The following is a 24,458-nucleotide window of genomic DNA, read 5'->3' as shown; positions in this document are numbered from 1 at the left end:
ACAAAAGAAATTAATATAGTATATTGCGATTGTAAATAAACAGAAAAATATAAATGAAGATAATTGTTCCTATGGCTGGTGTTGGCTCTAGATTAAGACCACACACATTAACAACTCCAAAGCCATTAACTGTAATAGCAGGTAAAACTATTGTACAACGTTTAGTAGAAGATATTAGCAAGGTAATCGATCAACAAATAGAAGAAATTGCATTTGTTATTGGTCCGGCTAAAAAAGGTTTTCCATCTGACACTAAAGATAAACTAATTGAAATTGCTAACAATTTGGGTGCAAAAGGTTCTGTTTATGTTCAGGAAGAAGCATTAGGAACTGCTCATGCAATTTATTGCGCGAAAGAATCGTTAAGCGGACCATGTGTTGTCGCTTATGCTGATACTTTATTTAAAGCAGATTTTACACTTGACACAAATGCAGATGGTGCTATTTGGGTGAAACAAGTTGAAGATCCTAGCGCTTTTGGTGTTGTAAAATTAGATGATGGTTTTATTACTGATTTTGTTGAAAAGCCAAAGGAATTTGTATCTGATCTTGCAATTATTGGAATTTATTATTTCAAAGACGGAGATAAGGTAAAAGAAGAAATTCAATATTTAATTGATAACGACTTAAAAGAAAATAATGAGTATCAATTAACAAATGTTTTAGAATCTTTAAAGCAACAAGGTGCTAAATTTATACCTGGAAAAGTTGATGCTTGGATGGATTGCGGTAAAAAAGATCCTACTGTAGACACAAACAAGCAGGTTTTAGGTTTTGAACAAGCCGATGGAAATAACTTAGTTTCTGAAGATGTTGTTTTAGAAAATTCAGAAATTATTCAACCTTGTTACGTTGGAAAAAATGTAGTACTAAAAAACACTAAAATAGGACCTTATGTTTCTATTGGTGAAAACAGTGTAGTAGAAAACGCAACTATAAGTAATTCATTAATCCAAACCAACGTACAAATAAGTAATGCCAATTTTGATAACGCTATGATTGGTAATTTTGCTAAATTTAATGGAAAATTTACATCAATAAGTATAGGTGATTATACAGAACTTACATAAAAAAACATTGAAAAGAGAGTGGAACTATCGACTTATATACTTAAGTCTTCTACTCTCTTTTTTGTTTATAATACCAACAATACAAGCGCAAGACAGCTTGGTTCTTGAAGCTTCAATTTCTGAAAAAAAACTTTTAGAATTTGAAAGCCTTTTTTTTGATGCTATAACATTAAAAGCGATTTATAAACATCAAAAAGCCATAGAAAAACTAGAAGAATGTAATGCTTTAGTTCCGAACGAAAAAGCTGTTTTATTTGAACTTTCTAAGAACTATTTGCTATTAAAAAAGATTCCTGAAGCAACAACGTATGCAAATCAGTCTTTAGCAAAAGATCCAGAAAATCTATGGATTCAAGAGCATTTGGTTAAAATCTATCGTAAATCTGGTCGTTTTAATAAAGCTATAGAAATTCAACAAAAAATAGGAGCGAAGTACCCTAAAAAGAAACAGGAATTAGTTTTCTTGTACTTAATGGATAACAACAGAACTAAAGCTAGAAAGTTACTTGACGAATTATCGGAAGCTAAATTATTAAATCGCAGACTACGAGCATTAAAAAGTAGTTTAGATAAAAGAAGTAGTAAAAAAAGAACTGCAGCAATTACTACTAAAAATGAAGGTTTAGAATCTGCCTTTAAAAAGAACAAAACGTTTACAAACCTGAGTAATCTTTTACAAAAATTACAAAAGGAAAACAGTAAAGAACTTTTGGTTTACAGTGAAGAAGGATTAACACTTTTTCCTGCACAACCTTTTGTGTATTTAATGAACGGACTTGCGTTAAATAATAACAAAGAATTTAAAAAAGCTATAACAACACTTAAAAATGGTATTGATTTTGTGATTGATGACCAAAAAATGGAACAACGTTTTTATAAAGAGCTTTTACGAGCTTATAAAGGTACTGGTGACAATAAAAACATCAATAAATACCAGAAAAAAATTAAGTAATCGATGAAAAAAACTTACGGGATACTTCTCATTTTGGCACTATCTACCTTGTTTTCTTGTAAAACAACTAAAGATGCTGCCAATAGTACAGCAATTAAAGAGTTATCTGCAAGAAGAGTTGTTAAAAAGCATTTGTCTGCCGATTTTGATGGAAAAACAATCGATGCTAAACTTAAAGTTAAGTATAAAGACAAAAAGGAAAATATTGGTTTCTCTGTAAAAATGAGAATCAAAAAAGACGAAGTAATTTGGTTAAAAGGAACAAAATTAATCACTGTTTTTAAAGCTAAAATTACTCCAGAAAAAGTTAGTTTTTACTCTCCGTACAAAAAGAATTATTTTGAAGGAGATTTTTCTATGCTAAAAGAATTACTTGGTTTTGATGTTAATTTCACACAACTTCAAAATATGTTGCTAGGTCAGGCCGTTCTAGATATATCGAAAAACAAGCAAAAGGTTACTATTATTGATAATGCTTATCAATTGTATCCAAAAAAACAATTGGAGTTATTCGATATCTTTTACCAAATAAACCCTAATCACTATAAATTAAAAAAACAGCATTTAGTTAATGAACTAAAAGCACAACGATTAGACATTAGTTACGCAGATTATATTAAAAAAGGAAAATTTCTTTTCCCTAAGAAAACAACAATAACAGCTAAGGAGAAAGATAAATTTACTAATATTAGCATAGATGTTCGATCGGTTAATTTTAATACAAATCTTGAAATGCCATTCAGAATTCCTTCTGGATATAAAGAAATAGAACTATAGTGAAACGCTTTTTTTACATATCTCTTTTAAGTTTTTTCTGCTTTAGCATGTCTTCATATGCTCAAGGAAGAAAAGAGCTAGAAAAACGCCGTAAAAAGATTAATAAAGAAATCAAAAAGATCAATACGTTACTTTTTGAAACTAAAAAAGAAAAAACAAATGCTTTAGACGACTTAAAAGATTTAAGTCAGAAAATAACGGTTCGTGAACAGTTAATTGAAACTATTCGTTTAGAAACCGAAGAATTAAACAAAGAAATAAAGCAAAACGAAAAAAAAATATCATCTAACAATAAAGAACTTTCTACTTTAAAAGCTGATTATGCAGATATGGTTTTTAAATCATACAAAAGCAAGTCGCAACAAAGTAAAACCATGTTTTTATTGTCTTCAGAAAACTTTTTACAAGCTTATAAGCGAATTAAATATATTGAGCAATACAAGAGTTTCAGAAAGAAACAGGCTCAGAAAATAATTACGAAGACTAAAGATATTGAACGCTTAAATGATTCTCTAACGAAAAAGAAGAATCAGAAAAAATCACTTATTAATACCGAAACTACTCAGAAAAAGAGAATAGAAAATGAAAAAGAGGAGCAGGAGGAATTAGTAAGTAAAATTAAAAATCAAGAAAGTAAATACAAGCGTCAGTTAAATAAAAAAATCAGAGAAGAAAAAGCTGTTGCTAAACGAATAGATCGCATCATTAGAGCTGCCATTGCCAAAGCAAATAAAGGTAAAAAAGGAAAAGCTAAGAAAGGTGAGTTCTTATTAACAAAAGCCGAGAAAAATTTAAAAGCCAAGTTTGAACAAAACAAAGGAAGTCTTCCTTGGCCTATAGACGGAGTTGTAACGAGAAAGTTTGGTGTTCAACCGCATCCAACATTTAAGTCGATTACAATTAACGGAACAGGTTTACATATTAGAGGGAAGAAAGGTGCTGCTGCGAAAAGTGTTTTTAATGGTAAAGTACTAAGTATTACAAAGTCTGATAAGGGAACAAAAAGTGTAATGGTACAGCATGGAGATTACATTACGACATATTCTAATTTACGAACTGTATTTGTGAAAAACGGACAAAGTGTAACTACAGGAACATCTTTAGGAACCGTTTTTACAAATAAAGTAACAGGAAAAACAGATTTAATTTTCGTTTTAAATAAAAACACAACTAAACTCGATCCAGCAAAATGGATAAGATCTAACTAATGAATAGAGCTTCTAATTTTATTATTGTTACCACTGCTATTATAGCTATTTTGGTTATAGGTAAAGGCATTTTAATCCCGTTTATTTTTGCGGTTATTTTCTGGTTTTTTACTCGTGAGATTAGAAAAATTATATATAAAATTCCTTTTGCAGAAAAGTTTATTCCTAAATGGATTAGCAATATTTTAGTATTTACAATCATCATTTTAGCTTTTGGATTTGTTTCGGAAATTGTTACGAATAGCGTTACTAATGTTACCGAATCGTACACAAAATACGAACCTAATATTCAGAAGATTATCAACGGTCTAGGTAATTATTTGAATGTAGATCTTTTAACATCGATAAAATCTGTTGTTGGTGATTTTAATTACGGATCTGTTCTTGGTGATGTTGCCAATGGTGTAAGCGGAATATTAGGAGACACGTTTATGATTATCATTTATGCTTTATTCTTATTTCTTGAAGAACGTTCTTTTGTAAAAAAGATCTATATGGTCTTCAGTAGAAATAATAATTACGAGAGTATTCAAACGATGATTGATAAAATAGAAGATTCTATTTCTAATTATTTACGATTAAAGACCTATGTAAGCATTTTAACGGGTATTTTAAGCTACTTTGTACTTCTTTTCGTTGGAGTAGATAGTGCGCCGTTTTGGGCCTTTCTAATCTTCTTATTAAACTATATTCCGACCGTAGGTTCGTTAATAGGTACACTTTTCCCTGCAATATTTAGTTTATTGCAGTTTGGAGATTTTACTCCGTTCTTAATTATTACCGTTGCTGTTGGAATAATTCAAGTAGTTGTAGGAAATGTAATCGAACCTCGCTTGTTTGGTAAATCTTTAAATTTAAGTCCGCTTGTAACAATACTCGCACTTTCTGTATGGGGCAAAATCTGGGGAATTACAGGAATGGTACTTTCTGTACCAATTACCGTAATTATGATTATTGTTTTCTCTCAGTTTGAAAAAACAAGATCTATAGCCATTATGCTCTCAGAAAATGGAGAAATAGATGAAATAACAAATAAATCTAGTCGACGAACAAAGCTTTAAGCTCTGTAGCATCTTTAGGTTGCATTTTACCAGCTAAGATTAAGCTTAGTTGCTTTCTACGTAAAGCTCCGTCAAAACGTTGTTGTTCTAATTCAGTTTCTGGATTAATTTTTGGAATTGGCACAGGTTTTCCTGTTTCGTCTACGGCTACAAATGTGTAAATACCTTCGTTTACTTTCGTTTTTTCACCAGATTGACGGTCTTCTATCCAAACATCTACAAAAACCTCCATAGACGATGTAAAAGCCCTAGAAACTTTAGCTTCTAAAGTAACTACACTACCTACAGGTACAGATTTGGTAAAAGCAACATGATTTACAGAAGCTGTTACAACAATTCTGCGTGAATGACGGCGTGCAGCAATACTACAAGCTCTGTCCATACGAGCCAATAGTTCTCCACCAAAAAGATTATCTAAATAATTTGTTTCTCCTGGTAAAACAAGATCTGTAAGTACTGTTCGTGATTGTTGTGGGGTTTTAGCTTCCATTTCTAAAATTTCCCGCAAAGATAACTAAACCCACAATGGATTTAAAGTTTAATAAAAAAAATATCGGAATTACTTTACAAGAATCCAAGCATCTTTAGAAGCTTCTTCTCTAACCTTTTCAATTACCTCTTTAGCAGCATCTTTAGAAGCGTAAGAACCGACAGAAACTTGTGTTAAGCCCCATTGGTTTTTACCAAGAATTTTAGCATCGTAACCTTTACTTTTTAATTCAGTAATTTTTTTACGCGCATTTTCTTCTAATTGAAAAGCTCCAGCAATAATATAAGCAGTAGCATCGCTATCTTCTTTAGCAATATCTAAACTAATTGTTGGCAATTGATCGTCAATAACAAAAGTAGCTTGCTGAATTTTTTCCTCAACTAGGTTTTGTTCACCAATAGCATTGTTGTTATTATTCTTATTGAATTGTTGTAAACCAACTGTACCAGCTATTAAAATAGCAGCTGCTGCAGCATACTTAACAATTCTAAATGGCTTTTTAGTAGATTTTTCCTCTTCAGTCATTTTCTCTTCATCAAAAGAAGTAACTGTTGGTAAAGGAATTACTTTTTCTTCAACACGCTCAATAACTGGGTAATTCACTGGTGAAAACCCGAATGAGCTTGTTAAGAAATTTGTAGTTGTATTAGGTTTGAATACTAATTGACTTTCTTCATTTAAAGTTAAAGATCCAACTTCATTAATTTCTAAAGTATTTTCTTTAAGCGTTTCTTTCCATTCTGCAACTGTTTCTAAAATTTTAGCAACAGCTTCTTCAAAAGAAATATTTAAAACAGAAGCAACTTCATTAGCTAATAAACCATCGTTATGTTGCAATTGAGCATTAAAAGAAATCTTCTTTGTAGGTGGATAAAAAATTCCATCAACTAATTGTGTATTAGTTGTATTTGATACAAATCCTCCAAAGTTCGGAACGATCACACAATCGTAACGATATAACAATTCCTTTATGTAGCTTCTCATCATCATAAGTACAAAGTTAGCTTTTTTGTTGATTTAAAAAAAGTATATTTGTGTTTAGTAGGTCATATTTTTTAATTTTTGGCCTTCTAATTTAAGAAAAAGAAAATGCTAGAAAAAGAACTATTGGCTGTATTGCGTTTACAGTCAACACCAAACGTTGGTGACATTATTTCAAAAAAATTGATACGCACACTAGGCTCTGCAACACAAATTTTTCAAGAAAAAAAATCGTCTTTACTTAAAATCGATGGAATAGGAGAGTACACCATTAACAATCTACTTTCTGAAAAAACTCAAAAACTTGCAGCAGCAGAATTCAACTATATTGAGAAGCATAACATCCAATATTCATATTGTTTTGATGAAGATTATCCGAAGAACTTAAAAAATTGTCAGGATGCACCGTTGTTATTTTTTCATGATGGAAATTTAAATTGGCATACAGATCGTATTATTTCTATTGTTGGAACTCGAAACATGACAAACTATGGAAAAGAATTTTGTCGCAATTTAATTGAATCAATTGCTGTTTACGATCCTTTAATTGTAAGCGGTCTTGCTTATGGTGTTGATATTTGTGCGCATCAAGCCGCAATGGATCATAATTTACAAACGATAGCTGTGCTTGCACACGGTTTGAATGAGATTTACCCTAAAAAACACAAACAGTTTCTTCCGAAAATTATCGATCATGGTGGATTAATTTCAGAGTTCTGGCATAACGAACAACCAATGCGTGAAAATTTTTTAAAACGAAATCGAATCGTTGCAGGTATATCGAAAGCAACAATTGTTATTGAATCTGCTGAGCGGGGAGGAGCATTAGTCACGGCTGATATTGCTAACTCGTATCATCGTGATGTTTTTGCTGTACCTGGAAAAACGAGTGACTATTACAGTAAAGGCTGTAATAATTTAATAAAAACAAATCAGGCACATTTATTAACCTCAGCTGATGATATTATAAAAATGCTGAATTGGGATGTAAAAGAACAACCTGTTGCTAAGCAAACGGAATTATTTGTAACCTTAAGCGAGATAGAACAAAAAGTGTATGATTATTTATTAAAGAATGGAAAACAATTATTAGATCTTATCGCTGTAGATTGTGAAATACCTGTATACAAATTATCAGGTTTATTAATAAAAATGGAATTAAAAGGTATTATAAAACCTTTACCAGGAAAAATGTTTGAGGTGTAATATATAACTTCAAGTCAAGTGTCAGACTGAGCGCAGTCGAAATCTTGTTCATCTCTATCTATTCAATAGAGAGTTATTAGTAAAAAAGATCTCGACTGCGCTCGACCTGACATATAAAAGATCTTATTTTCAACATTGCCTATAACATCAAACTCTCTTGAATTCTATTCGTAATTTCTTGAATATTACCCATACCATCAAAAGTAGTAACCACTAATTTTGTTTTCATATAAGCAATCGCTGGCTTTGTTGTTTCTTCAAAAATTCGAATTCGTTTCAAATGTGTTTCAGGATCTTTATCGTCTTCTCGATTTGAAGTTTCTGCTCGTTTCTTTGCTCGAAGTAGTAATTCTTCTTTCGGAACTTCAATATCAATTACCTTTTCAATACTCAATCCTTTTTCTGAAACTAAAGCCAATAAATCGTCCATTTGTGGAATTGTTCTCGGATAACCGTCTAAGATAATTCCTTCTTCAGATCTGTTTTCATCTAAAATTTGACTGAATAATGTTTTCATAATTTCATCTGGAACTAAATCTCCTTTCTTTTCATATTTGGATAATTCTTTACCGATGTCAGTTCCATTTTCTTTTTCTAGTCTACAACGATCTCCTGTAGAAATGTGTTTATAATTTAAAAGGTTCTTTAAAATTTCACACTGTGTTCCTTTTCCAGAATATGGTGGTCCTGTGATGATTAAAATTTTCATCTTTTTAATTTCTATTTCAATTGTTTATCTACAAATGTACTTATAAATGCTTTATTCAACCATAAAGGTTATTGGAATTATATAGCGAATACTTACATTTTTTCCGTTGTGTTTTCCTGGAATAAATCGAGGTAGTTTTTCAAACAATTTTTTGAGTTCTTCTTTAAGCGTAGGATGCGGTGCCTTAGTTTCAATATTAGTTACATTACCTAAAGTATCAATTGTAATCTGAGTAAACATTTTCTTTTTACCTTCGGATAATCCTAAGTTTTCAGTAGTTGAAAAATCAAAGTTTTTTATTACAAATTCATTTATCTTTCGTTCAAAGTTCTTTTCCCATGTTTCATTTGCTCTTTTAACAACACCTTTAAATCTTGGTTGTTTATCTACAAAACGAAAAGAGTAGAATTTTTCTTTGTTTTCTTCTGCAGGAGTTATAATTCCAACTACAGGCTCTATTTCATCTTCTTCTTTCAAATTGTCAATTAACTTAGAAACTTCGTCTATTCTTTCAACATAATTTATTTCGACAACATCTCCTGTAGTTTCAACAACAATCTCTCCACTTTCTGGAATTGGTAAATCTCCTAGAATTACAACATCATCTTTTTTCTCTGGAGGCGAAGGACAAAAAGTAGGTTTCGTTTTAAGAGAATCTTTCGGATTGAAAACTGCTAAGGAATCTATTGTTTTTTCAACTTTAGTGATGCTATCAATCAACATTACTTTCTCTATTTTCTGAGTTTTTTGCTCCGTTTTACAACTAAATAATGTAGTTCCCATCACAATAAGTAGCGCTAGAAAAAACAGTTTTTGAAATGATAAATTCGTATTAAAAACAATATCTGGGAGTTGAATTACTATGGAATCTAATTGCTTTCTGTAGAAATGACCACAAACTCTTTTTCCTTTATTTTCAGTGAGATATTCTTGAATTTCTTTTGTTGATTTTTTAGTAAAATCAACCACTGTTTTTGTACATGATGCACAAAAACGTCCTTTCTCATTTGGCGTCATTTTTTGCCAATCTTCATGGCAAGGTTTGGGAATTGTAATTCTGTAGTTTTTCATAGTCTTGTAGTTTTTCGTTCTAGCAACAAACACTATTCCAAAAATTCTTCATTTAAAATACTTACATTTGAAAAAAACACCCCAATGGAGCACTCTGAAGAAAAATTAATGTCGAAAAAAAAGCCTGCTTTTCCTATCAATCACTTTCTAAATGATTACTTGATAGAACACAGCAGAAATATTAAGATTCCGATTTTTTATGAAGATTTACTCCGTTTTCAAGGTTCTGTTGTTGTGTACGACAAGAACGATGAAGATACACTTTGGGTACGTGTTTATTTTTCTGAATTCGATCGACAAGAAATTGATTTAAGCTTAAAGAAAGTCTACAACATTTTACACTCCAACGGTAACGAAGACAACATTCAATATTTAAATATCGATGCTGTTGATTACTGTACTTTCGGAAACTCGAAACCTTTCCGTGTGAAAGTGAGAAATGTTTTAAATGATAATTACACCTATTTCTACGTAAAGAAAACAGATGCTTCACGTGTTTATGGTTTAGAATTAGAGCATATTTTATCTCCTTATAACCTCAACTTCTTGGTGTATAAAGACACTTTAATTGAAGAACATATTGCCGGAATTCCTGGAGATACATTTATTAAAGAAATTTTACCAAGTTGTACTGAGCCTCAAAAATCTCAAATTGCCAAAGAGTTTGTAAAATTTAATGAACGTTGTATGATTCGTTTGTTAGGTGATATGCGTTCCTACAATTATGTGATTGTTCCTACTCATGACTTTGATAGTGTGGTGTATAAAATTAGAGCAATTGACTTTGATCAGCAATGTTTTGAAGGAAAATTCAAAGTGTATTATCCGCAGTTTTTCAAGGAAAATTACCCGATGGTACAATTGGTAGGAGATAAGCTTCAAGAAAATTCTATTGAGCAATATAAACTAGAAGAAAGATCGATTGTAGCTAAGCGTATTTTATCTTCTGAAGATCGTTTGAATGAACTGATTTTTTGTATGAAAAATGATGAAATTTCTAATGATGCAAATATAGAACAGCTAAAAATGCAGATTCATGATTTTACGAAAGATATCTCTTTCAAAAAAAGCAAAAATATGGGAGAAGTTCTTGAAAGTGCTTTAGATTTTGTAAGACGAAATTACGAAGATGTAACTATGCGATAATTTTTTATGGGATTAGATAGTGTTGAACTTATTGTTACTGTTGAGAAAACGTTTAAAATTGATATCCCAGATCAGGAATGTGAACAAATCTACACTGTTCAAGATTTAATAAATGCTGTAACTAAGAGAATTTCACATCAAAATAACACAAGAAAAGAACTTCTTTTTAACCGCATTAAAAATGCGATTTTAGAAACTACATCAAGTACAGCAACCATTGGTTTAAAAACACCAATAATGGACGTTTTTAAGCTAAGTAATTTAGCTTTTCAATGGAAAGATTTAGAAAGATCTTTACAACTTACTTTACCTGAATTGGTTCCTTTAGATTTTAACGATAAGTTAGATACGCATGTTAAAGTTTTAGGTCTAAAAATTTTCAAACGTAAATCTCCTATTACCAAAGGAAATATTGGTGAATTAATTGATTGGATCATTTCTTTAAATTATCAAAAAATCATTGATATTTCAGGATTGATTTCTGAGTATGATATCCAACGAATCGTTATTGGAATTGTTAGTGATTGTGTTGGTTTACCTGTTAATGAAATCGAACTACATCATGCTATGACAACAGATTTAGGTATTGATTAATCTACTTTTTCTTACTTCGTATACTTTCAATAACAACAGTAGCTAAAATTAAACTTCCACCGATTAATGTATTTATATTTGGAATTTCGTGCAAGAAAATAAATGCTAGAATGATTCCGAAAATTGGTTGTACGCTGCTAATAATACTTGTAGTTGAAGCCGTAAAAAACTGGAGAGAATACACCATTAAACTGTGTCCAATTGCTGTGGTTAAAAAAGCAAGTAACAACAAATATGGTAACTGACTTTGTACACCAGAAATATCCATAAAAAATAGTGTAGGGAAGAGGCAAATCGATATAATTACTGTTTGATAAAACATTAAAACCACACCATTATATTCGTTTACATAACGTTTTAAAATTAAAATACGAATAGCATAACAAAGTGCTGAAATTACACCGAAAATCATACCTTGAACGGTTGTGTTTTCAAAGGTAAAATCTGGAGACAAAATGTATAATCCGAGTAAAACTAAAATTCCAAGTACAATGTAAATCGGATTGAATTTCACTTTTAAAAATACAGGTTCTAAAAACGCAATCAACACAGGAAATGTGTACAACGACAGCATTCCTATAGCAACATTTGAAAGTTTAAGCGCGTAGAAATAGGTTATCCAGTGTATTCCCATAAAAACTCCCCCAACTACAAAAGGTAAAAAATGACTTTTTGATTTTAGTGATAACGATTCTTTTTTAAACTTTAAAAAGACAAACAAAATCAGCATGGCAAATGCCGCTCTAAAAAAGATAATTACTTCAGAAGGCATTGCTATATATCTACCTAAAACTCCAGAAGTACTAATAAAAAAAGTGGCTAATAATAAACCTAAAATCTTTTTAAAATGTGTGTTATCCATACGTTTAATTTTGTACTCTAATTATCGCAATATCATCTGTTGGAAGATGATCGTATTGTTGATTTAGTCTTTTAATTTTTGTATCTAAAGTTGTGTTTACAGACTCATGCAGCAAAAACTCTATGATTTCGCTTTCTGGTTTTTCTTTAGTTCTATTCTTTAAATTTTTAAATGCGAAAATTCCGTCGGTTGCTAAACTAAGATCTTTGTAGTGATTAATCGTTATTTTTTGAGTTTCATTTGTAAACCAATCTTCAAAAGACTTCTGTAAATGATACGCAAGATAATTTGGTTTATCGTTACTTTCAAAATCATATTTTTTACCATCAACAGTAACTAAACCATCTCCAGCAACAACAATTTCTGCTGTTTTATTTTCTGTATTTGTCAAGCAAATAATAACTGTTGAAAGCAGTTCGTAAGTATCTAAATCGAGTGTTTGTTTCGTTGATTTTAATTTATTGAAAAACTGTAAAAGAATAGCTTTCATTTTTTCTTGTATCGAAGATTTCTCCTTAACAACAAAGGATTTATGAAACTCTTGTTTACTGATGTTTCTTAGTATTTTTCCGAATAAAATTGATGCGAAAACAGATTCTTTTCCTGAGGAACAGCCATCGAAAACGGCCAATAGTTTTTCAGTATCGGATATGTCTTCTATAATTAAAAAATCTTCGCAATGATTGGTGTGGAATTCTCCTATTTGAAGTGTATGATAAATTTGCATTCCCCGCGAAAATAAGGAATACCAATAGTTTACTTCGAATTAAGTTTTAGAAATTTCAAAAGAAAGCATAAGAAGAACTCTTCTTATTTGGTGAAAATTTTATCTAAAAGACGACGTGTTTTTTTACTACTAAGCTTCAATTTGTCGGTAATCACTTTTCCTTTGTCTGATAATAACACACAAGTTGGCATTGAAGAAATATTATATGTTTTTACAAACTTTCCTTTAGAACCATCGAAAAATAAATGTGCTCCTTTATTACTGTTTTTCTCGATAATCGACAACCACTTCGAAAAATCTTCTTTTTTATCTACCGAAATATTGATAAAAACAATGTTATAATCGTGGTATTCTTTTTTAAGTTGTTCTATCGTTTCAAAATCTTGAACACAGCTTTCGCACCAAGAAGCCCAAATATTCATTAAGATATAATTCCCTTTGTATTCGGCTAATTTTACCTCTTCTTCATTGCTTGTTAAGAAATCGAATTTTGATAAATTTTTCTCTGCTTCAACCAAACGAACTTGATCGTAAATCGTTTTTGCTTTTGCTGTTAATTCTAAAGTTGCAGAATTCGATTTAATAAGGCTAAAATAGTCTCTTGTACGTTGTGGAGTATCTGCACTCATTAATTCGAATAAACTCTCTAAAACGCCTTGTTTTAAAGGCTGTGTACGAATTGAAGATAAAATATCTCTCATCATTTTTAAATCCGCGGCATTTTCTAGGTCTTTTCGCCATTTTAAAATACTTAATTGCGCATAAGATTCATATTTCTCAAATAAGTACTCTGTATCAAAATGAATATTTGTAAGAGGCTCTAAAAAAGCTTTAGACGGATAAATACTATCATTAAACTGATAATAAGCTTTGGCATCTTCATATTTTAATAAATCTAAAGAATAACCATATTGCAAGTTTTTCATTTCCTCTTCAACAAAATCTTTATCTAAGTTTCCTGAAAATAAAGTTCCGTATAAACCTTTGTAATAACCGTCAATCTTTTTCAAATAATTAGATTCATTTCCTTCGTAAAAATCACGGTCGTAATATTTTTTCTCTGTACCATTATCGCTTAAGCGAATCGCATTTTTTTCGGCTAAAAATTTATTAATTAAAGCTCCTTTTCCTGTAAATTCAATTGAATTATGAAAATCTTCTGCATCAAAAGAAATGGTAAGTTCGTGTTCTGGTTTTATGTAAAGTACAGCTTTGTCTTCTTCTTTTTTTAAGATGTAATATCCTTCATCAAGGCTAATACCATCTAAATCAAAATTCAATTCTTTAAGCGTTACATTTCGAACTACTTCGTTTGTAACTTTACGAATAGAAAACGTGCTACCAATGGTATCGTTTTCGATATTGAATGTTATTTTTTGACTGAAAAGACTTGATATACTACACAGTAACAAACAAGTAATTATTTTTTTCATAAATCATTATCCTTTACATCACTACAAATTAACTCATTTATAATTAACTTATTGTTTTTTTCAAACACGAAAATCGTTAATATTATATTCTAGTTTAAAAGCTTGTCTAAAAGTGCGTGTGTTTTATCGTTTGAAGGCTTTGTTAAATGACTTTCTACAATTTTCCCTTCTGGAGAAATTAAAATAAAACGAGGGATAGATGTTACACCAAAATCACTTACAAAATCAGACTCAAAAGCTTTATCGGTAAACAATTGAATTCCATTCATTTCTTTATCTTTCAACGTTTGTTGCCAAAGATCGTATTCTGTTTTATTATCTACAGAAAGTCCAATAAATGCAATGTTCTTACCGTGATATTTTTTCTCTATTTTTTTCAAATATGGTAATTCTCTTAAGCAAGGAGTACACCAAGTTGCCCAAATATCAATAAGCACATATTTTCCTTTAAAATCTTCTAATGACACATCCTTTCCGTTTCGGTCTTTAAAAGTAAAAGCCGGAGCTTTTTGTCCTATCGCAGTAGTACTTAGTTTATCAAACTTAATTTTTGCTTTTTCTACAAAACTCTGATTCGGGACATGTTTTTCTATCAATTGATAGTACCATTTTGCTTTTTCTGGCGTATCTGAAATTCTGTAATAAGCGTCTACAATGACATCTACAAAAAGTTGACTCGTTAAAATTTTACTGAATTCAGCATCCATACTTTCAAAGCTTTTCGCTTTTTTTAATAAGTCATGCCAATAATCTGATGCCAATGTTTTGTAAGAAGGATATTGGTCGTATAAATCTGCATCGTTATAATTTAACTCTTGTAATGGTTTTAAAAAATTTGTGCTTGGCGTTACTGGTTTGCCTGTGTGTGAGACTGCAGAAACTGAGTAATTATATAAGTTTTGTAAGCAATTAAATCTCAAGTTAATCGTTTCATTGTTTTTAAAACTAGCATCGTTTACTTGACTAAGTAAAGTCTTTAATTCTTTATCAATAGATTTTATAATACTCAAATATTTAGTTTCGTCTTCTTTATAAAAGCTTTCTGAATTTTTCCAACGTTCTTTTAATAACTTTTTCTTCGTTAATAAATAATTATTTGCTTCAGCTCCTTGACCCGAAAAACTAACTGTTTTGTTGAAATCTTTAGCATCGAAATTGATTTGAAGTTTATAATCTGGCTTTAAATATACATACACCGAATTATTATCTTTTCTAAACTTATAAAAACCTTCTCGTATTTCTAAATCACTCGTATTAAAACTATTTCCTTGCAGCGAAATTTCTTTTACTGCGCGTTTATTTATAGTGCGTAACGATAGTTTTACATCTTTCGATGCATTTTTAACTGTTCCGCTTATAGATTGACTATAAATTGGTGCTATACAAATAGCAAACACTAGTACTATCAATATTTTTTTCATCTTCTTTTGTCTTGTGTTTTTTGAATTAAAAAACTACTCTGCATAGATTGCTTCACTCAACTTTATTTTGCTCACAATGACGCCTATATTTTTACAAACCGTCATTACGAGGAGCGATAGTAACGACGTAATCTGTTAGTCTTTGAATTTGAAAACAATTACAAACTAAACAATAATCAGATTGCTTCACTTCGTTCGCAATGACACTTACACTTTCTGCAACGTTTCTAACGCCTTTTTAACGGTATCAATCTTAATAAATGTGATTAATAATCGTAAACCATTTTTGGTTTGCTTTTCTTTCATCACACAGCTTTTAGAATTGTGCTGTACATACCTCAACATTTTGGTAAATGCTTCGGTTTGATAGAAATCACTTTGCTGATCGGATACAAAATACCCAATCATACGTTTTTGCTTTAGAATGATTTTCTCTAATCCTAATGATTTTCCTAACCATTTGATACGAACAGAATCTAGTAAATCTTGAACCTGAGTTGGATATTCACCAAATCGATCGATTAAGTTGGTTTCAAAAACTTGTAATGCTTCTTCCGATTCTAACTCACCTAATTGTTTATATAAATTCAAACGCTCTGTGATAGAATTCACATAATCATCTGGAAATAAAATCTCAAAATCAGTATCAATTTGAACTTCTTTTACATATTCTTTCGGGCCAGCATTTTCATCAACAGGATATAAATCTTTAAATTCATTTTCCTTCAGTTCTTCAATCGCTTCCTTCAGAATTTTCTGATACGTATCGAAACCAATATCGTTAATAAATCCGCTTTGTTCTCCTCCTAATAAATCTCCAGCTCCACGAATTTCTAAATCTTTCATGGCGATATTCAATCCGCTTCCTAATTCAGAAAACATTTCTAAAGCCTGAATTCGTTTACGCGCTTCTTCCGTCATCATATGATACGGTGGTGTAATAAAATAACAGAATGCTTTTTTGTTCGAACGTCCTACACGACCACGCATTTGGTGTAAATCTGACAATCCGAAGTTATTGGCATTATTGATAAAAATCGTGTTGGCATTTGGTACATCTAATCCACTTTCAATAATTGTGGTAGACACTAAAACATCGAACTCTCCGTTCATGAAAGCCAGCATTAATTCCTCTAGCTTTTTCCCTTCCATTTGTCCGTGTCCAATTCCAATTTTTGCTGAAGGAACCAAACGTTGTAACATTCCGGCAACTTCTTTAATATTCTCGATTCTGTTATGAATAAAGAAAACCTGACCTCCACGTGAAATTTCGTAGGAAATCGCATCACGCATGATATCTTCAGACAAACGAACCACATTCGTTTCTACCGGATGACGGTTTGGTGGTGGTGTTTTTATGACTGATAAATCACGCGCAGCCATTAAACTGAATTGTAACGTACGTGGAATTGGCGTTGCTGTTAAGGTTAACGTATCTACATTTTCCTTAATGGTTTTCAATTTATCTTTTGCTGCAACTCCGAATTTTTGTTCTTCATCAATAATTAATAAACCTAAATCTTTAAACTGTACATTTTTGTTCGTTAATTGATGTGTTCCAATCACAATGTCTACAGATCCATCGGCAATACCTTCTAAAACACCTTTTTTCTGTTTTGCGGTACGAAAACGGTTTAAGTAATCTATTTGTACAGGAAATTGTTTTAAACGCTCAGAAAACGTCTTAAAATGCTGAAACGCTAAAATTGTAGTGGGTACTAACACCGCAACTTGTTTTCCATTGTCTACAGCTTTAAAAGCGGCACGAATGGCAACTTCTGTTTTTCCGAAACCAACATCACCACAAACTAAACGATCCATTGGTTGATCTTTTTCCATATCGGCTTTTACATCTTGCGTTGCAGAAAACTGATCTGGTGTATCTTCGTATAAGAAACTCGCTTCTAACTCATGTTGCATGTGCGTATCTGGACCAAAAGCGTGTCCTTTTTCTAATTTACGCTTTGCATAAAGTTTTATTAGGTTAAAGGCAATTTCTTTAACGCGAGTTTTCGTTTTTTGCTTGATTTTCTTCCACGCATTCGATCCTAGTTTAAAAATCTTTGGTGGTTTTCCATCTTTTCCGTTGAATTTAGAAATCTTGTGTAGCGAGTGAATACTCACATACAAAATATCGCGATCGCCATAAATTAATTTAATCGCTTCTTGTTTCTTTCCTTCAACATCGATTTTTTGTAATCCTGCGAATTTTCCAACTCCATGATCGATATGTGTTACATAATCGCCTTTTTCTAAATTGGTTAATTCTTTTAGTGTAATCGATTGTTTTTTGGCGTAACCATTTTTCAGTCGGAACTTATGGTAACGTTCAAAAATTTGATGATCGGTATAGCAAACTATTTTCTGATCTTCATCAATAAATCCTTGATAAATCGGAAAAACTACAGTTTCGTAATGTACCTCAACATCGGCATCTTCAAAAATATCATGAAAACGCTGTGCTTGCTTTTCATTAGCACAAAAAATATAGTTGGTATATCCTTTAGAATGATGAACATTTAAATCTTCGATTAATAAATCGAACTGCTTATTAAAAGAAGGCTGTGAACGGACTGAGAATGAAATCTTACCGTCACCCTGAACTTGTTTCAGGGTCTCACCTGTGTGAGCAGTACTTTTATCTGGATGAGATGCTGAAACATCTCTCGACTCCGCTCGAGATGACATTTTATCCAAATAAGCCACCGTAAAATCTTGCAATTGATTTTTAATCAATGTTCCGTCGCAGAACAATTCTGATGGTTTTGAGTGTTTAATGTCTTCCGACAGTTTTTCAAATTCTACTTCCGCTTTGCGGAAAAATTTATCGAGATTTCCAGTAAGTAAATCCTGATTTTTAATCAGCAATACCGTTTTTGCTGAAATATATTTTAAAAAGCTTTCTCGTGATTCTTGTAATGCCTTGTTTTCTACATTTGGCATAATACTCACTTTGGTGAGTTTTTCTTTCGACAGTTGTGTTTCTACATCAAATGTTCGGATGCTGTCTACTTCATCTCCAAAAAATTCGATTCGATAGGGTTCGTCGTTAGAGAATGAAAACACATCTACAATTCCTCCACGTACCGAAAACTCTCCAGGTTCGGTAACAAAATCAACTCGATTGAAATTGTATTCGAATAATACTTCGTTGATAAAATCGAGTGATAAGCTTTCACCTTGGTTTACCTTGAGTGTGTTTTTTTCCAGCTCTTTCTTCGTTACTACTTTTTCAAATAAAGCAGTAGGATACGTAACAATTATCGCTGGTTTTTTTCGTGAATTGATACGGTTCAGCACTTCCGATCGTAACAATACATTGGCGTTGTCGGTTTCTTCAATTTGATACGGACGACGATACGAACCGGGATAAAACAGTACGTTTTTCTCTCCCAATAATTGCTCCAGATCGTTTAAATAATATGCCGCTTCTTCTTTATCGTTACAAATAAATAGAAAAGGTTTATCGGCAGTTTTAAAAGTTTCGGATATCACAAAAGACAACGAAGAACCGACCAGATTCGATAATTGAAAGTGGTTTTTTTCTTGTTGTAAGGCTTGTTGTACCAAAGCTACCTTTGTAGCATTTTGGTAGTAGTTTACAATGGTTTGCTTACTCAACGGTAAAAATTTTGAGCAAAGATACGGGGATTCTTTTTAAAAGTTTTAGGTTCTTAAATTGTATTTAAGTTGAATTTGATTTCTAAATTCAAATAATAACTTAGCTAATTCAATTCTGTTATTATTATCTTTATTTAATAATATTTTATTAATCTCTTTATTAATATAATACGCTATGTATTTGGGAGTATCTTGAAATAAAATGTCTCCATTAATTATATTTTTGATCACTTTAATACATGAATTGACATAAATTTCATTGAAAGTTTTTATCTCTTCTTCACTTAAACCTTTTTCTAGTTCACTTTTCTGATTATGTAAATCAAGTTCTGTTTTTGAACTTATAATATTACCAAAACCTACTGAATAATTAGACTTATAAATTTTTTGTATGTATTCGTTAGATTTACAGCTTAAAAGGAAAATATCATGTTCATCAAAATAGAGATTACCTAAAGTTACATTAAGAAAGTACTTTTCATATGTATGTGTATCATCTGGTTCAAACAAGCCCGATGAACTACCATGTCCTAAAAAAACAATTAAAGATTTTGGTTCTAAATCTCCTAATAGAGTTTTAATACCTTTAATTGAATCTTCATTCATATTGAAAGGTTTATACACTCCACTAAACTCATCTTTAAATTTATCTAAAAATAAAGTAGATTTATCAATGGCGTGTAAAATTATTGTAGAATTATAATTATTCATTTAAATAGGAATAGTGAGAAATAGACAGCTCAATAAATTCTCGAATGAACTTCAAACCACCATTGTCTATTTTATTTGAATTTAAAATATCTGAAATTTTTTTACCATCAAAATTCGAATTTCCAGTATTTACTATCATGCCTTCCTCAAAAGATAAAATTGAATTTAATACAACATTAGAAATTGTATTAGACTCTTTTAAGAGTGTTCTTATTTCTTCAAACCTTTGATCATCTCTTTTACAGAATTTTATTTTAAGCTCAATAATCTCTCTTATAAAACTCAAGGATGGAATTGTCTCTTCAGGTTGATTTTCAATCTCTTTTTTTATTTTCTCTAAAACGTAATCAGAAGCTTTTTTTATATCTGAAGAATAAATTAAAAAAGTTCTACTTCGCCATTTATCTTTCGTTTCAATAACCCACTCAATAATATCCCACCCTTTTACACCACGGAATCCTTCATCATTCTTATTTAATATATTCCAATCGGTAATGATCAAGTTTATATTTCTTCCTTTAGTTTTTTCTTTAATTTCACTTTTGAACTTATCTAATTCAAATTCATTAGATTCCACATTAAAAAAGTCAATAGGGTTAATAACAATAGGAGTTACTTCACATCCATCAATTTTGATTTTGTTATCGTATTGTTTTTTAGCATCTGAATCATCATCAAATACTAGATAATTTAGTGGTACTTGACTCATTATAAAGTAATTTTAAATGAGGCTCCTTTTAATTTTATATTATTTCCTATAAAATCTATCGAACCTTTCATGTTCTTTATTCTTTTTTTAGCATCATACATTCCAATTCCTGACCCTTTTTCTTTTGAGTCCCTTACTCCTAATTCAAAAATAGATTTTGGATTTTCAACTAATAATTTAGAAACACCAATACCATCATCATGATATAAAATTTCTATTTTTTTATCTATTTTAAAAAATTCAACTAATATATTACTTGCATTAGCTTTAATTGAGTTAGAAACTAAGTTATCTAAAACAATATCAATATCTATAGGATTGATTAAAGAGTATTTTTCAAAAAGATTATTAATTTTAATATTTAGATCTTCTCTGGATAAATCTTCTAAATATTCTTTTACATATTTTGGAAGGTTTATTCTCTGATTAGTAAACTTATAATCAAAGTTTGATTTAATTATTATTTGAGAAACCTTAATAGCCTTATCTATATTATTTTTAATTGAATATATTTTTGATTTTACCTCTTCATTTATATTAGATGTTAATAATTCATTGACATATTTAGAAGCATTTCCAACATATAAATCTATTGAATGTACAAGTTGTTCAGCGTCATCACTGAGTGTTTTTCTTGTAGCAGTTAAATATTGAGTTTTTTTAGTTTCAATAGAAAGTTTATCTGATAATTTTTTATTTTTTTCTTTTTCCTCTTTTTCTTTCTGCTGAGCTTTTAATTTGGCTACCAAAGCTAAAGCAACTTCTTTTTCTTTCTTAACAGTCAATAATTCAGCATTAATCCTTTTTTCTTCTTCTTTTCTTGCTTTTTCCTCAGCTTCTTTTCTTGCTTTTTCTTCTTTCTTTACTTTTTCCTCAGCTTCTTTTCTTTTTCTCCTTTCTTCTTCCTCACGCTTAATTGCATCTTCTTTTTCTTTTATAATTTTACTAAAAGAATCTTCTGTTAATCTAACTTGATTTAATAAATTTTCATCACTAGTTCTTTCTGCTATTTTCTCTAAATCAGCGATAAATTTTGGTTGAACGTCTTCTAGTTTTTCATTTACAAGGTTTACAAGATCTTTATTATATTTTATGATATTAATATCTTTATCATCCCCTAAAGTTTTAATTAGATTAACAAAATCAATTTTACTTCCTATACTATTTAAAGCATCTCCAAAAAGGTCTTTATCTTTATCTTTTTCTAAATCTTTTTTATGAATGTCAGCAAGATCTTTATTTAAAAAGTAATTTTTTCTTTTAAAAGCTTCACCCCAAAGTACACCTACCACATAACGTTCTAACCTCTTAAAAGCTTTTTCAATAAAAATATCAAAGAGTATTTTTTTTCCTACTGTTTCAACTAAACCACCATCTCTACTTGAAACTTCTTTGAATTCATTGAAATTAATTGTTGTTAAATCTACTTTACCAAAAAGATCTCTTGTTCCTAAAAAACGGTTATAACCTTGCTGTTTCCTATTATCTAAATTCCAACTATCGTCACCTATATCTCCATAGGGTTGAACTCTAAATCCATTTTTAAATAGAAATACACTTCCATAATTTTTTGGTTCAATATCCATTAATTTACCAAAATTTATTTTCGCACTTCTATTCAAAAAATATAAGTTAATTTCTAAATCATCAATAATGGAATGATAATTATTTGGTTCTTCTATATGATAAATTAAGGTTCCTCTATCAATTATTTTTGTTGTAATTAGTTCTCCTTTAAGGCTTAAATCAATTTGAGTAGTTTTTAAATCCAGTATTTTAAGGATACTATTTCCTATTACACCATTGATGCTTAAATTACTATCAGTCTTTCTAATTGATTGTATATTATTTGAAGCTTGTATTTCAATTTTAAAAGAATTATCTTCAGAAAAAGGATTTATTAATTTTTCTAAAGAACGTCTTAAATTGAAAATTTTTCCTTTATCCCATTTTCCATTCAAATTTGTGATTTTAAGAATAGTTCCATTGGAAGAGTTTTTTGGAAAAAATATATCTTTTTTTACTTCTTTAAAAGGTATTTCTATAGAACCAAAGCTTTGTTCAGCATTTTGTTCGAACTGGTTCCAATCAATTTTTACATTAAAAGCTTGATTTGTTTTTATTTTTGAAGTAATTAAATCTAATTGCCCCCCTAATCGATCACAAGAAAAGCGACCTACACCTTTTGCTCCTGCATAAAATCTTCTAGATTTTAAATTATTTAAATGGGATTCTCTTTTTAAATCAAGATCTTCTGTTCCTTCTTTTTTTGCTGAATATGCTACAGCAAACCATTTTTTTTGTAAGTCATTTTTTGACATTCCTTTGCCGTTGTCTGAGATAATAATTTCATCTTTATCAAAGGTAATTTTCACATAGTCAGCATAAGCATCATAGGAATTTTTAACTAATTCATAAATAGCAATAAAATCGTCAGTAATTAAATCTCTACCGATAATATTTTTCATTCCTGTTTTTACATCAAATTTTAAAACACCTTTATCCATTTAAAATTGATTTTAAAACAAGTCCTGCCTGCTCTCCAAAAAGAGGAGGAATAGCATTACCTATTTGTGAATATCTAGGAACCTCTTGAGTTCTCCTTTTGCCACCAGTGGTATATTTACCTTTAAATTGATAAGAGTCAGGAAATGATTGAATTCGAGCATACTCACGAACCGTCATAATTCTTGGTTCACAATAGTGTATATAATCATCAGGTAAAGTAGTTATAGTAGGAGTAGGTTTATTAGCTTCAAGAATTTTTGTGCTACTTTTTTTAAGATTAAATCGTACGCGATATTCTGAGCTTGTTAATTTTTCATTCAAAGCAATTTCAAACCTATTCTTAACATTATCAGTATGTTTAGCAAACCTATGACTATCAACTTTACTATCTTTTCTTTTATATTTTCTAACATACTTTTGGTATTCAGATTCTATACAACCATAAACTCCTTCTTTGAAATTCGGAGTTTCGGACTCTATTTGGCCATTACTTTCTAATAAATCAGATATAGCATTTTCTAATGTTGGATTTACAATAAGTTTTTTATTTATTAAAAATTCCTCTTTATTACTTTCAACTTTTCTAAAAAAAGTTTCCTCATTTAAGATAGAATTAGATTTAACATACTCTATATCAATACCTACCAAAATAAATCTAGTTCTCTTTTGAGGTATTCCATAATCAGCAAAATTAATTAATTGACCTTTTACCTTATATCCAATTCTCTCTAGTTCTTCTTTTACATAAATAGAATAAGCTTTTCCTTTTTTGTTATTTTTTTTAAATCCTTGTGTGAATCCTTTTACATTCTCAAAAAAAATCAATTTAGGTTTTACTAAGTTAATGAACTCTACATAAGAGTTTATTAAATCATTTCTAGAATCATTTTCAATTCTTCTTCCAGCCATTGAAAACCCTTGACAAGGAGGTCCTCCAGCTACTAAATCAATTTTACCTCTCAACTTAATTAAGTTTTTAGAATGATTTTTTAAAACTTGATTAATATCATGATTCTTTTGGTCTAACCAAGACGGCCAATCAAAATGTTTTTTCTTTTTTATTAAATTATATTCTAATGTTTTAAATGCATCTTCACTTTTCTCGATAGCAAAAGAACCTCTCCAGCCAGCGTTATGAAGTCCTAGAGAAAGTCCTCCACAACCTGCAAATAAATCTATGTATGTATTCTTTTTTTTCATT

General features: G+C 30.3%; 21 protein-coding genes. 8 read left to right on the top strand and 13 right to left on the bottom strand.

What is annotated here, in order from left to right; genetic code table 11:
- Window positions 1-53 precede the first annotated feature (53 nt).
- The 5 genes from Q1A15_RS04200 (at window position 54) to Q1A15_RS04180 (ending at window position 5,068) form a co-directional block, all read left to right on the top strand.
- Window positions 54-1,070 carry a sugar phosphate nucleotidyltransferase gene (locus tag Q1A15_RS04200; protein ID WP_299619239.1) on the top strand — a complete coding sequence of 339 codons (1,017 nt, stop codon included), beginning with the start codon at window positions 54-56 and terminating at the stop codon, window positions 1,068-1,070.
- Window positions 1,071-1,131: 61 nt separating this feature from the next.
- Window positions 1,132-2,022 carry a hypothetical protein gene (locus tag Q1A15_RS04195; RefSeq protein ID WP_299619236.1) on the top strand — a complete coding sequence of 297 codons (891 nt, stop codon included), beginning with the start codon at window positions 1,132-1,134 and terminating at the stop codon, window positions 2,020-2,022.
- 3 nt (window positions 2,023-2,025) lie between these two features.
- Window positions 2,026-2,799 carry a DUF4292 domain-containing protein gene (locus Q1A15_RS04190; RefSeq protein ID WP_299619233.1) on the top strand — a complete coding sequence of 258 codons (774 nt, stop codon included), beginning with the start codon at window positions 2,026-2,028 and terminating at the stop codon, window positions 2,797-2,799.
- Between the two features lie 47 nt (window positions 2,800-2,846).
- Window positions 2,847-4,007, top strand: coding sequence for a peptidoglycan DD-metalloendopeptidase family protein (locus Q1A15_RS04185; protein WP_299619231.1), 1,161 nt, complete (start codon window positions 2,847-2,849; stop codon window positions 4,005-4,007).
- Window positions 4,007-5,068 carry an AI-2E family transporter gene (locus tag Q1A15_RS04180; protein ID WP_299619229.1) on the top strand — a complete coding sequence of 354 codons (1,062 nt, stop codon included), beginning with the start codon at window positions 4,007-4,009 and terminating at the stop codon, window positions 5,066-5,068. The genes Q1A15_RS04185 and Q1A15_RS04180 overlap by 1 nt, the downstream gene beginning before the upstream one ends.
- On the opposite strand, the gene Q1A15_RS04175 is transcribed toward Q1A15_RS04180, so the two are convergent.
- Both Q1A15_RS04175 and Q1A15_RS04170 read right to left on the bottom strand, forming a co-directional pair.
- Window positions 5,046-5,558 carry an acyl-CoA thioesterase gene (locus Q1A15_RS04175; protein ID WP_299619226.1) on the bottom strand — a complete coding sequence of 171 codons (513 nt, stop codon included), beginning with the start codon at window positions 5,556-5,558 and terminating at the stop codon, window positions 5,046-5,048. The genes Q1A15_RS04180 and Q1A15_RS04175 overlap by 23 nt on opposite strands.
- Before the next feature lie 69 nt (window positions 5,559-5,627).
- A complete protein-coding gene (locus tag Q1A15_RS04170; protein WP_299619223.1) occupies window positions 5,628-6,548 on the bottom strand; it encodes an SPOR domain-containing protein in 921 nt (306 codons plus the stop codon).
- A 99-nt stretch (window positions 6,549-6,647) separates the two neighbouring features.
- Here Q1A15_RS04170 and dprA point away from each other — a divergent pair, with 99 nt between their 5' ends.
- Entirely contained in the window at window positions 6,648-7,745 is a 1,098-nt protein-coding gene (gene dprA, locus Q1A15_RS04165) for a DNA-processing protein DprA (RefSeq protein ID WP_299619220.1), read from the top strand.
- 139 nt (window positions 7,746-7,884) lie between these two features.
- On the opposite strand, the gene Q1A15_RS04160 is transcribed toward dprA, so the two are convergent.
- Both Q1A15_RS04160 and Q1A15_RS04155 read right to left on the bottom strand, forming a co-directional pair.
- Window positions 7,885-8,454 (bottom strand): nucleoside monophosphate kinase, encoded by a 570-nt coding sequence (locus tag Q1A15_RS04160; RefSeq protein ID WP_299619217.1) that lies wholly within the window; start codon window positions 8,452-8,454, stop codon window positions 7,885-7,887.
- A 51-nt stretch (window positions 8,455-8,505) separates the two neighbouring features.
- Window positions 8,506-9,525, bottom strand: coding sequence for an energy transducer TonB (locus tag Q1A15_RS04155; protein WP_299619214.1), 1,020 nt, complete (start codon window positions 9,523-9,525; stop codon window positions 8,506-8,508).
- Between the two features lie 84 nt (window positions 9,526-9,609).
- On the opposite strand from Q1A15_RS04155, the gene Q1A15_RS04150 reads away from it, so the two are divergent.
- Both Q1A15_RS04150 and Q1A15_RS04145 read left to right on the top strand, forming a co-directional pair.
- The gene (locus Q1A15_RS04150; RefSeq protein WP_299619211.1) at window positions 9,610-10,671 is read left to right on the top strand and encodes a hypothetical protein; all 1,062 of its coding nucleotides are present in this window, start codon (window positions 9,610-9,612) and stop codon (window positions 10,669-10,671) included.
- Window positions 10,672-10,677: 6 nt separating this feature from the next.
- Window positions 10,678-11,265, top strand: coding sequence for a phosphopantetheine-binding protein (locus tag Q1A15_RS04145; RefSeq protein ID WP_299619208.1), 588 nt, complete (start codon window positions 10,678-10,680; stop codon window positions 11,263-11,265).
- Between the two features lies 1 nt (window position 11,266).
- Here the strand turns inward: Q1A15_RS04145 and Q1A15_RS04140 are convergent, their stop codons facing one another.
- The 9 genes from Q1A15_RS04140 to Q1A15_RS04100 all read right to left on the bottom strand — a co-directional run bounded on the left by Q1A15_RS04140 (window position 11,267) and on the right by Q1A15_RS04100 (window position 24,457).
- Entirely contained in the window at window positions 11,267-12,127 is an 861-nt protein-coding gene (locus tag Q1A15_RS04140; protein WP_299619205.1) for a DMT family transporter, read from the bottom strand.
- A 4-nt stretch (window positions 12,128-12,131) separates the two neighbouring features.
- Window positions 12,132-12,854 (bottom strand): protein phosphatase 2C domain-containing protein, encoded by a 723-nt coding sequence (locus Q1A15_RS04135; protein ID WP_299619202.1) that lies wholly within the window; start codon window positions 12,852-12,854, stop codon window positions 12,132-12,134.
- Between the two features lie 83 nt (window positions 12,855-12,937).
- Window positions 12,938-14,287 carry a TlpA disulfide reductase family protein gene (locus Q1A15_RS04130; protein ID WP_299619199.1) on the bottom strand — a complete coding sequence of 450 codons (1,350 nt, stop codon included), beginning with the start codon at window positions 14,285-14,287 and terminating at the stop codon, window positions 12,938-12,940.
- Window positions 14,288-14,376: 89 nt separating this feature from the next.
- Window positions 14,377-15,708, bottom strand: a complete 1,332-nt coding sequence (locus Q1A15_RS04125; protein WP_299619196.1) for a TlpA disulfide reductase family protein — start codon at window positions 15,706-15,708, stop codon at window positions 14,377-14,379.
- A gap of 207 nt (window positions 15,709-15,915) precedes the next feature.
- Complete coding sequence (mfd, locus tag Q1A15_RS04120; protein WP_299619193.1) at window positions 15,916-19,329, bottom strand: transcription-repair coupling factor; 3,414 nt, start codon at window positions 19,327-19,329, stop codon at window positions 15,916-15,918.
- Between the two features lie 45 nt (window positions 19,330-19,374).
- Entirely contained in the window at window positions 19,375-20,040 is a 666-nt protein-coding gene (locus tag Q1A15_RS04115; protein WP_299619190.1) for a hypothetical protein, read from the bottom strand.
- Window positions 20,033-20,749 carry a hypothetical protein gene (locus tag Q1A15_RS04110; RefSeq protein WP_299619187.1) on the bottom strand — a complete coding sequence of 239 codons (717 nt, stop codon included), beginning with the start codon at window positions 20,747-20,749 and terminating at the stop codon, window positions 20,033-20,035. The genes Q1A15_RS04115 and Q1A15_RS04110 overlap by 8 nt, the downstream gene beginning before the upstream one ends.
- Window positions 20,749-23,256: an ATP-binding protein gene (locus Q1A15_RS04105; RefSeq protein WP_299619184.1), complete on the bottom strand. Its 2,508-nt coding sequence runs from the start codon at window positions 23,254-23,256 to the stop codon at window positions 20,749-20,751. Before Q1A15_RS04105 ends, Q1A15_RS04110 begins: the two co-directional genes overlap by 1 nt.
- Window positions 23,249-24,457: a DNA cytosine methyltransferase gene (locus tag Q1A15_RS04100; RefSeq protein ID WP_299619181.1), complete on the bottom strand. Its 1,209-nt coding sequence runs from the start codon at window positions 24,455-24,457 to the stop codon at window positions 23,249-23,251. Before Q1A15_RS04100 ends, Q1A15_RS04105 begins: the two co-directional genes overlap by 8 nt.
- Between the last annotated feature and the right edge of the window lies 1 nt (window position 24,458).

The sequence above is a fragment of the uncultured Tenacibaculum sp. genome (assembly GCF_947495995.1).
Classification (GTDB): Bacteria; Bacteroidota; Bacteroidia; order Flavobacteriales; family Flavobacteriaceae; genus Polaribacter.
Note: the sequence above shows the minus strand (reverse complement) of the source record. Positions and strands in the feature narration are given on the sequence as shown.

What these genes read in the sequence shown, in the direction of transcription:
- Q1A15_RS04200 (WP_299619239.1), top strand. Translation starts at nt 54, where the DNA reads ATGAAGATAATTGTTCCTATGGCTGGTGTTGGCTCTAGATTAAGACCA.
- Q1A15_RS04190 (WP_299619233.1), top strand. Translation starts at nt 2,026, where the DNA reads ATGAAAAAAACTTACGGGATACTTCTCATTTTGGCACTATCTACCTTG.
- Q1A15_RS04185 (WP_299619231.1), top strand. Translation starts at nt 2,847, where the DNA reads ATGTCTTCATATGCTCAAGGAAGAAAAGAGCTAGAAAAACGCCGTAAA.
- Q1A15_RS04180 (WP_299619229.1), top strand. Translation starts at nt 4,007, where the DNA reads ATGAATAGAGCTTCTAATTTTATTATTGTTACCACTGCTATTATAGCT.
- Q1A15_RS04175 (WP_299619226.1), bottom strand. Translation starts at nt 5,558, where the DNA reads ATGGAAGCTAAAACCCCACAACAATCACGAACAGTACTTACAGATCTT.
- Q1A15_RS04170 (WP_299619223.1), bottom strand. Translation starts at nt 6,548, where the DNA reads ATGATGATGAGAAGCTACATAAAGGAATTGTTATATCGTTACGATTGT.
- dprA (WP_299619220.1), top strand. Translation starts at nt 6,648, where the DNA reads ATGCTAGAAAAAGAACTATTGGCTGTATTGCGTTTACAGTCAACACCA.
- Q1A15_RS04160 (WP_299619217.1), bottom strand. Translation starts at nt 8,454, where the DNA reads ATGAAAATTTTAATCATCACAGGACCACCATATTCTGGAAAAGGAACA.
- Q1A15_RS04155 (WP_299619214.1), bottom strand. Translation starts at nt 9,525, where the DNA reads ATGAAAAACTACAGAATTACAATTCCCAAACCTTGCCATGAAGATTGG.
- Q1A15_RS04150 (WP_299619211.1), top strand. Translation starts at nt 9,610, where the DNA reads ATGGAGCACTCTGAAGAAAAATTAATGTCGAAAAAAAAGCCTGCTTTT.
- Q1A15_RS04145 (WP_299619208.1), top strand. Translation starts at nt 10,678, where the DNA reads ATGGGATTAGATAGTGTTGAACTTATTGTTACTGTTGAGAAAACGTTT.
- Q1A15_RS04140 (WP_299619205.1), bottom strand. Translation starts at nt 12,127, where the DNA reads ATGGATAACACACATTTTAAAAAGATTTTAGGTTTATTATTAGCCACT.
- Q1A15_RS04135 (WP_299619202.1), bottom strand. Translation starts at nt 12,854, where the DNA reads ATGCAAATTTATCATACACTTCAAATAGGAGAATTCCACACCAATCAT.
- Q1A15_RS04130 (WP_299619199.1), bottom strand. Translation starts at nt 14,287, where the DNA reads ATGAAAAAAATAATTACTTGTTTGTTACTGTGTAGTATATCAAGTCTT.
- Q1A15_RS04125 (WP_299619196.1), bottom strand. Translation starts at nt 15,708, where the DNA reads ATGAAAAAAATATTGATAGTACTAGTGTTTGCTATTTGTATAGCACCA.
- Q1A15_RS04115 (WP_299619190.1), bottom strand. Translation starts at nt 20,040, where the DNA reads ATGAATAATTATAATTCTACAATAATTTTACACGCCATTGATAAATCT.
- Q1A15_RS04110 (WP_299619187.1), bottom strand. Translation starts at nt 20,749, where the DNA reads ATGAGTCAAGTACCACTAAATTATCTAGTATTTGATGATGATTCAGAT.
- Q1A15_RS04105 (WP_299619184.1), bottom strand. Translation starts at nt 23,256, where the DNA reads ATGGATAAAGGTGTTTTAAAATTTGATGTAAAAACAGGAATGAAAAAT.
- Q1A15_RS04100 (WP_299619181.1), bottom strand. Translation starts at nt 24,457, where the DNA reads ATGAAAAAAAAGAATACATACATAGATTTATTTGCAGGTTGTGGAGGA.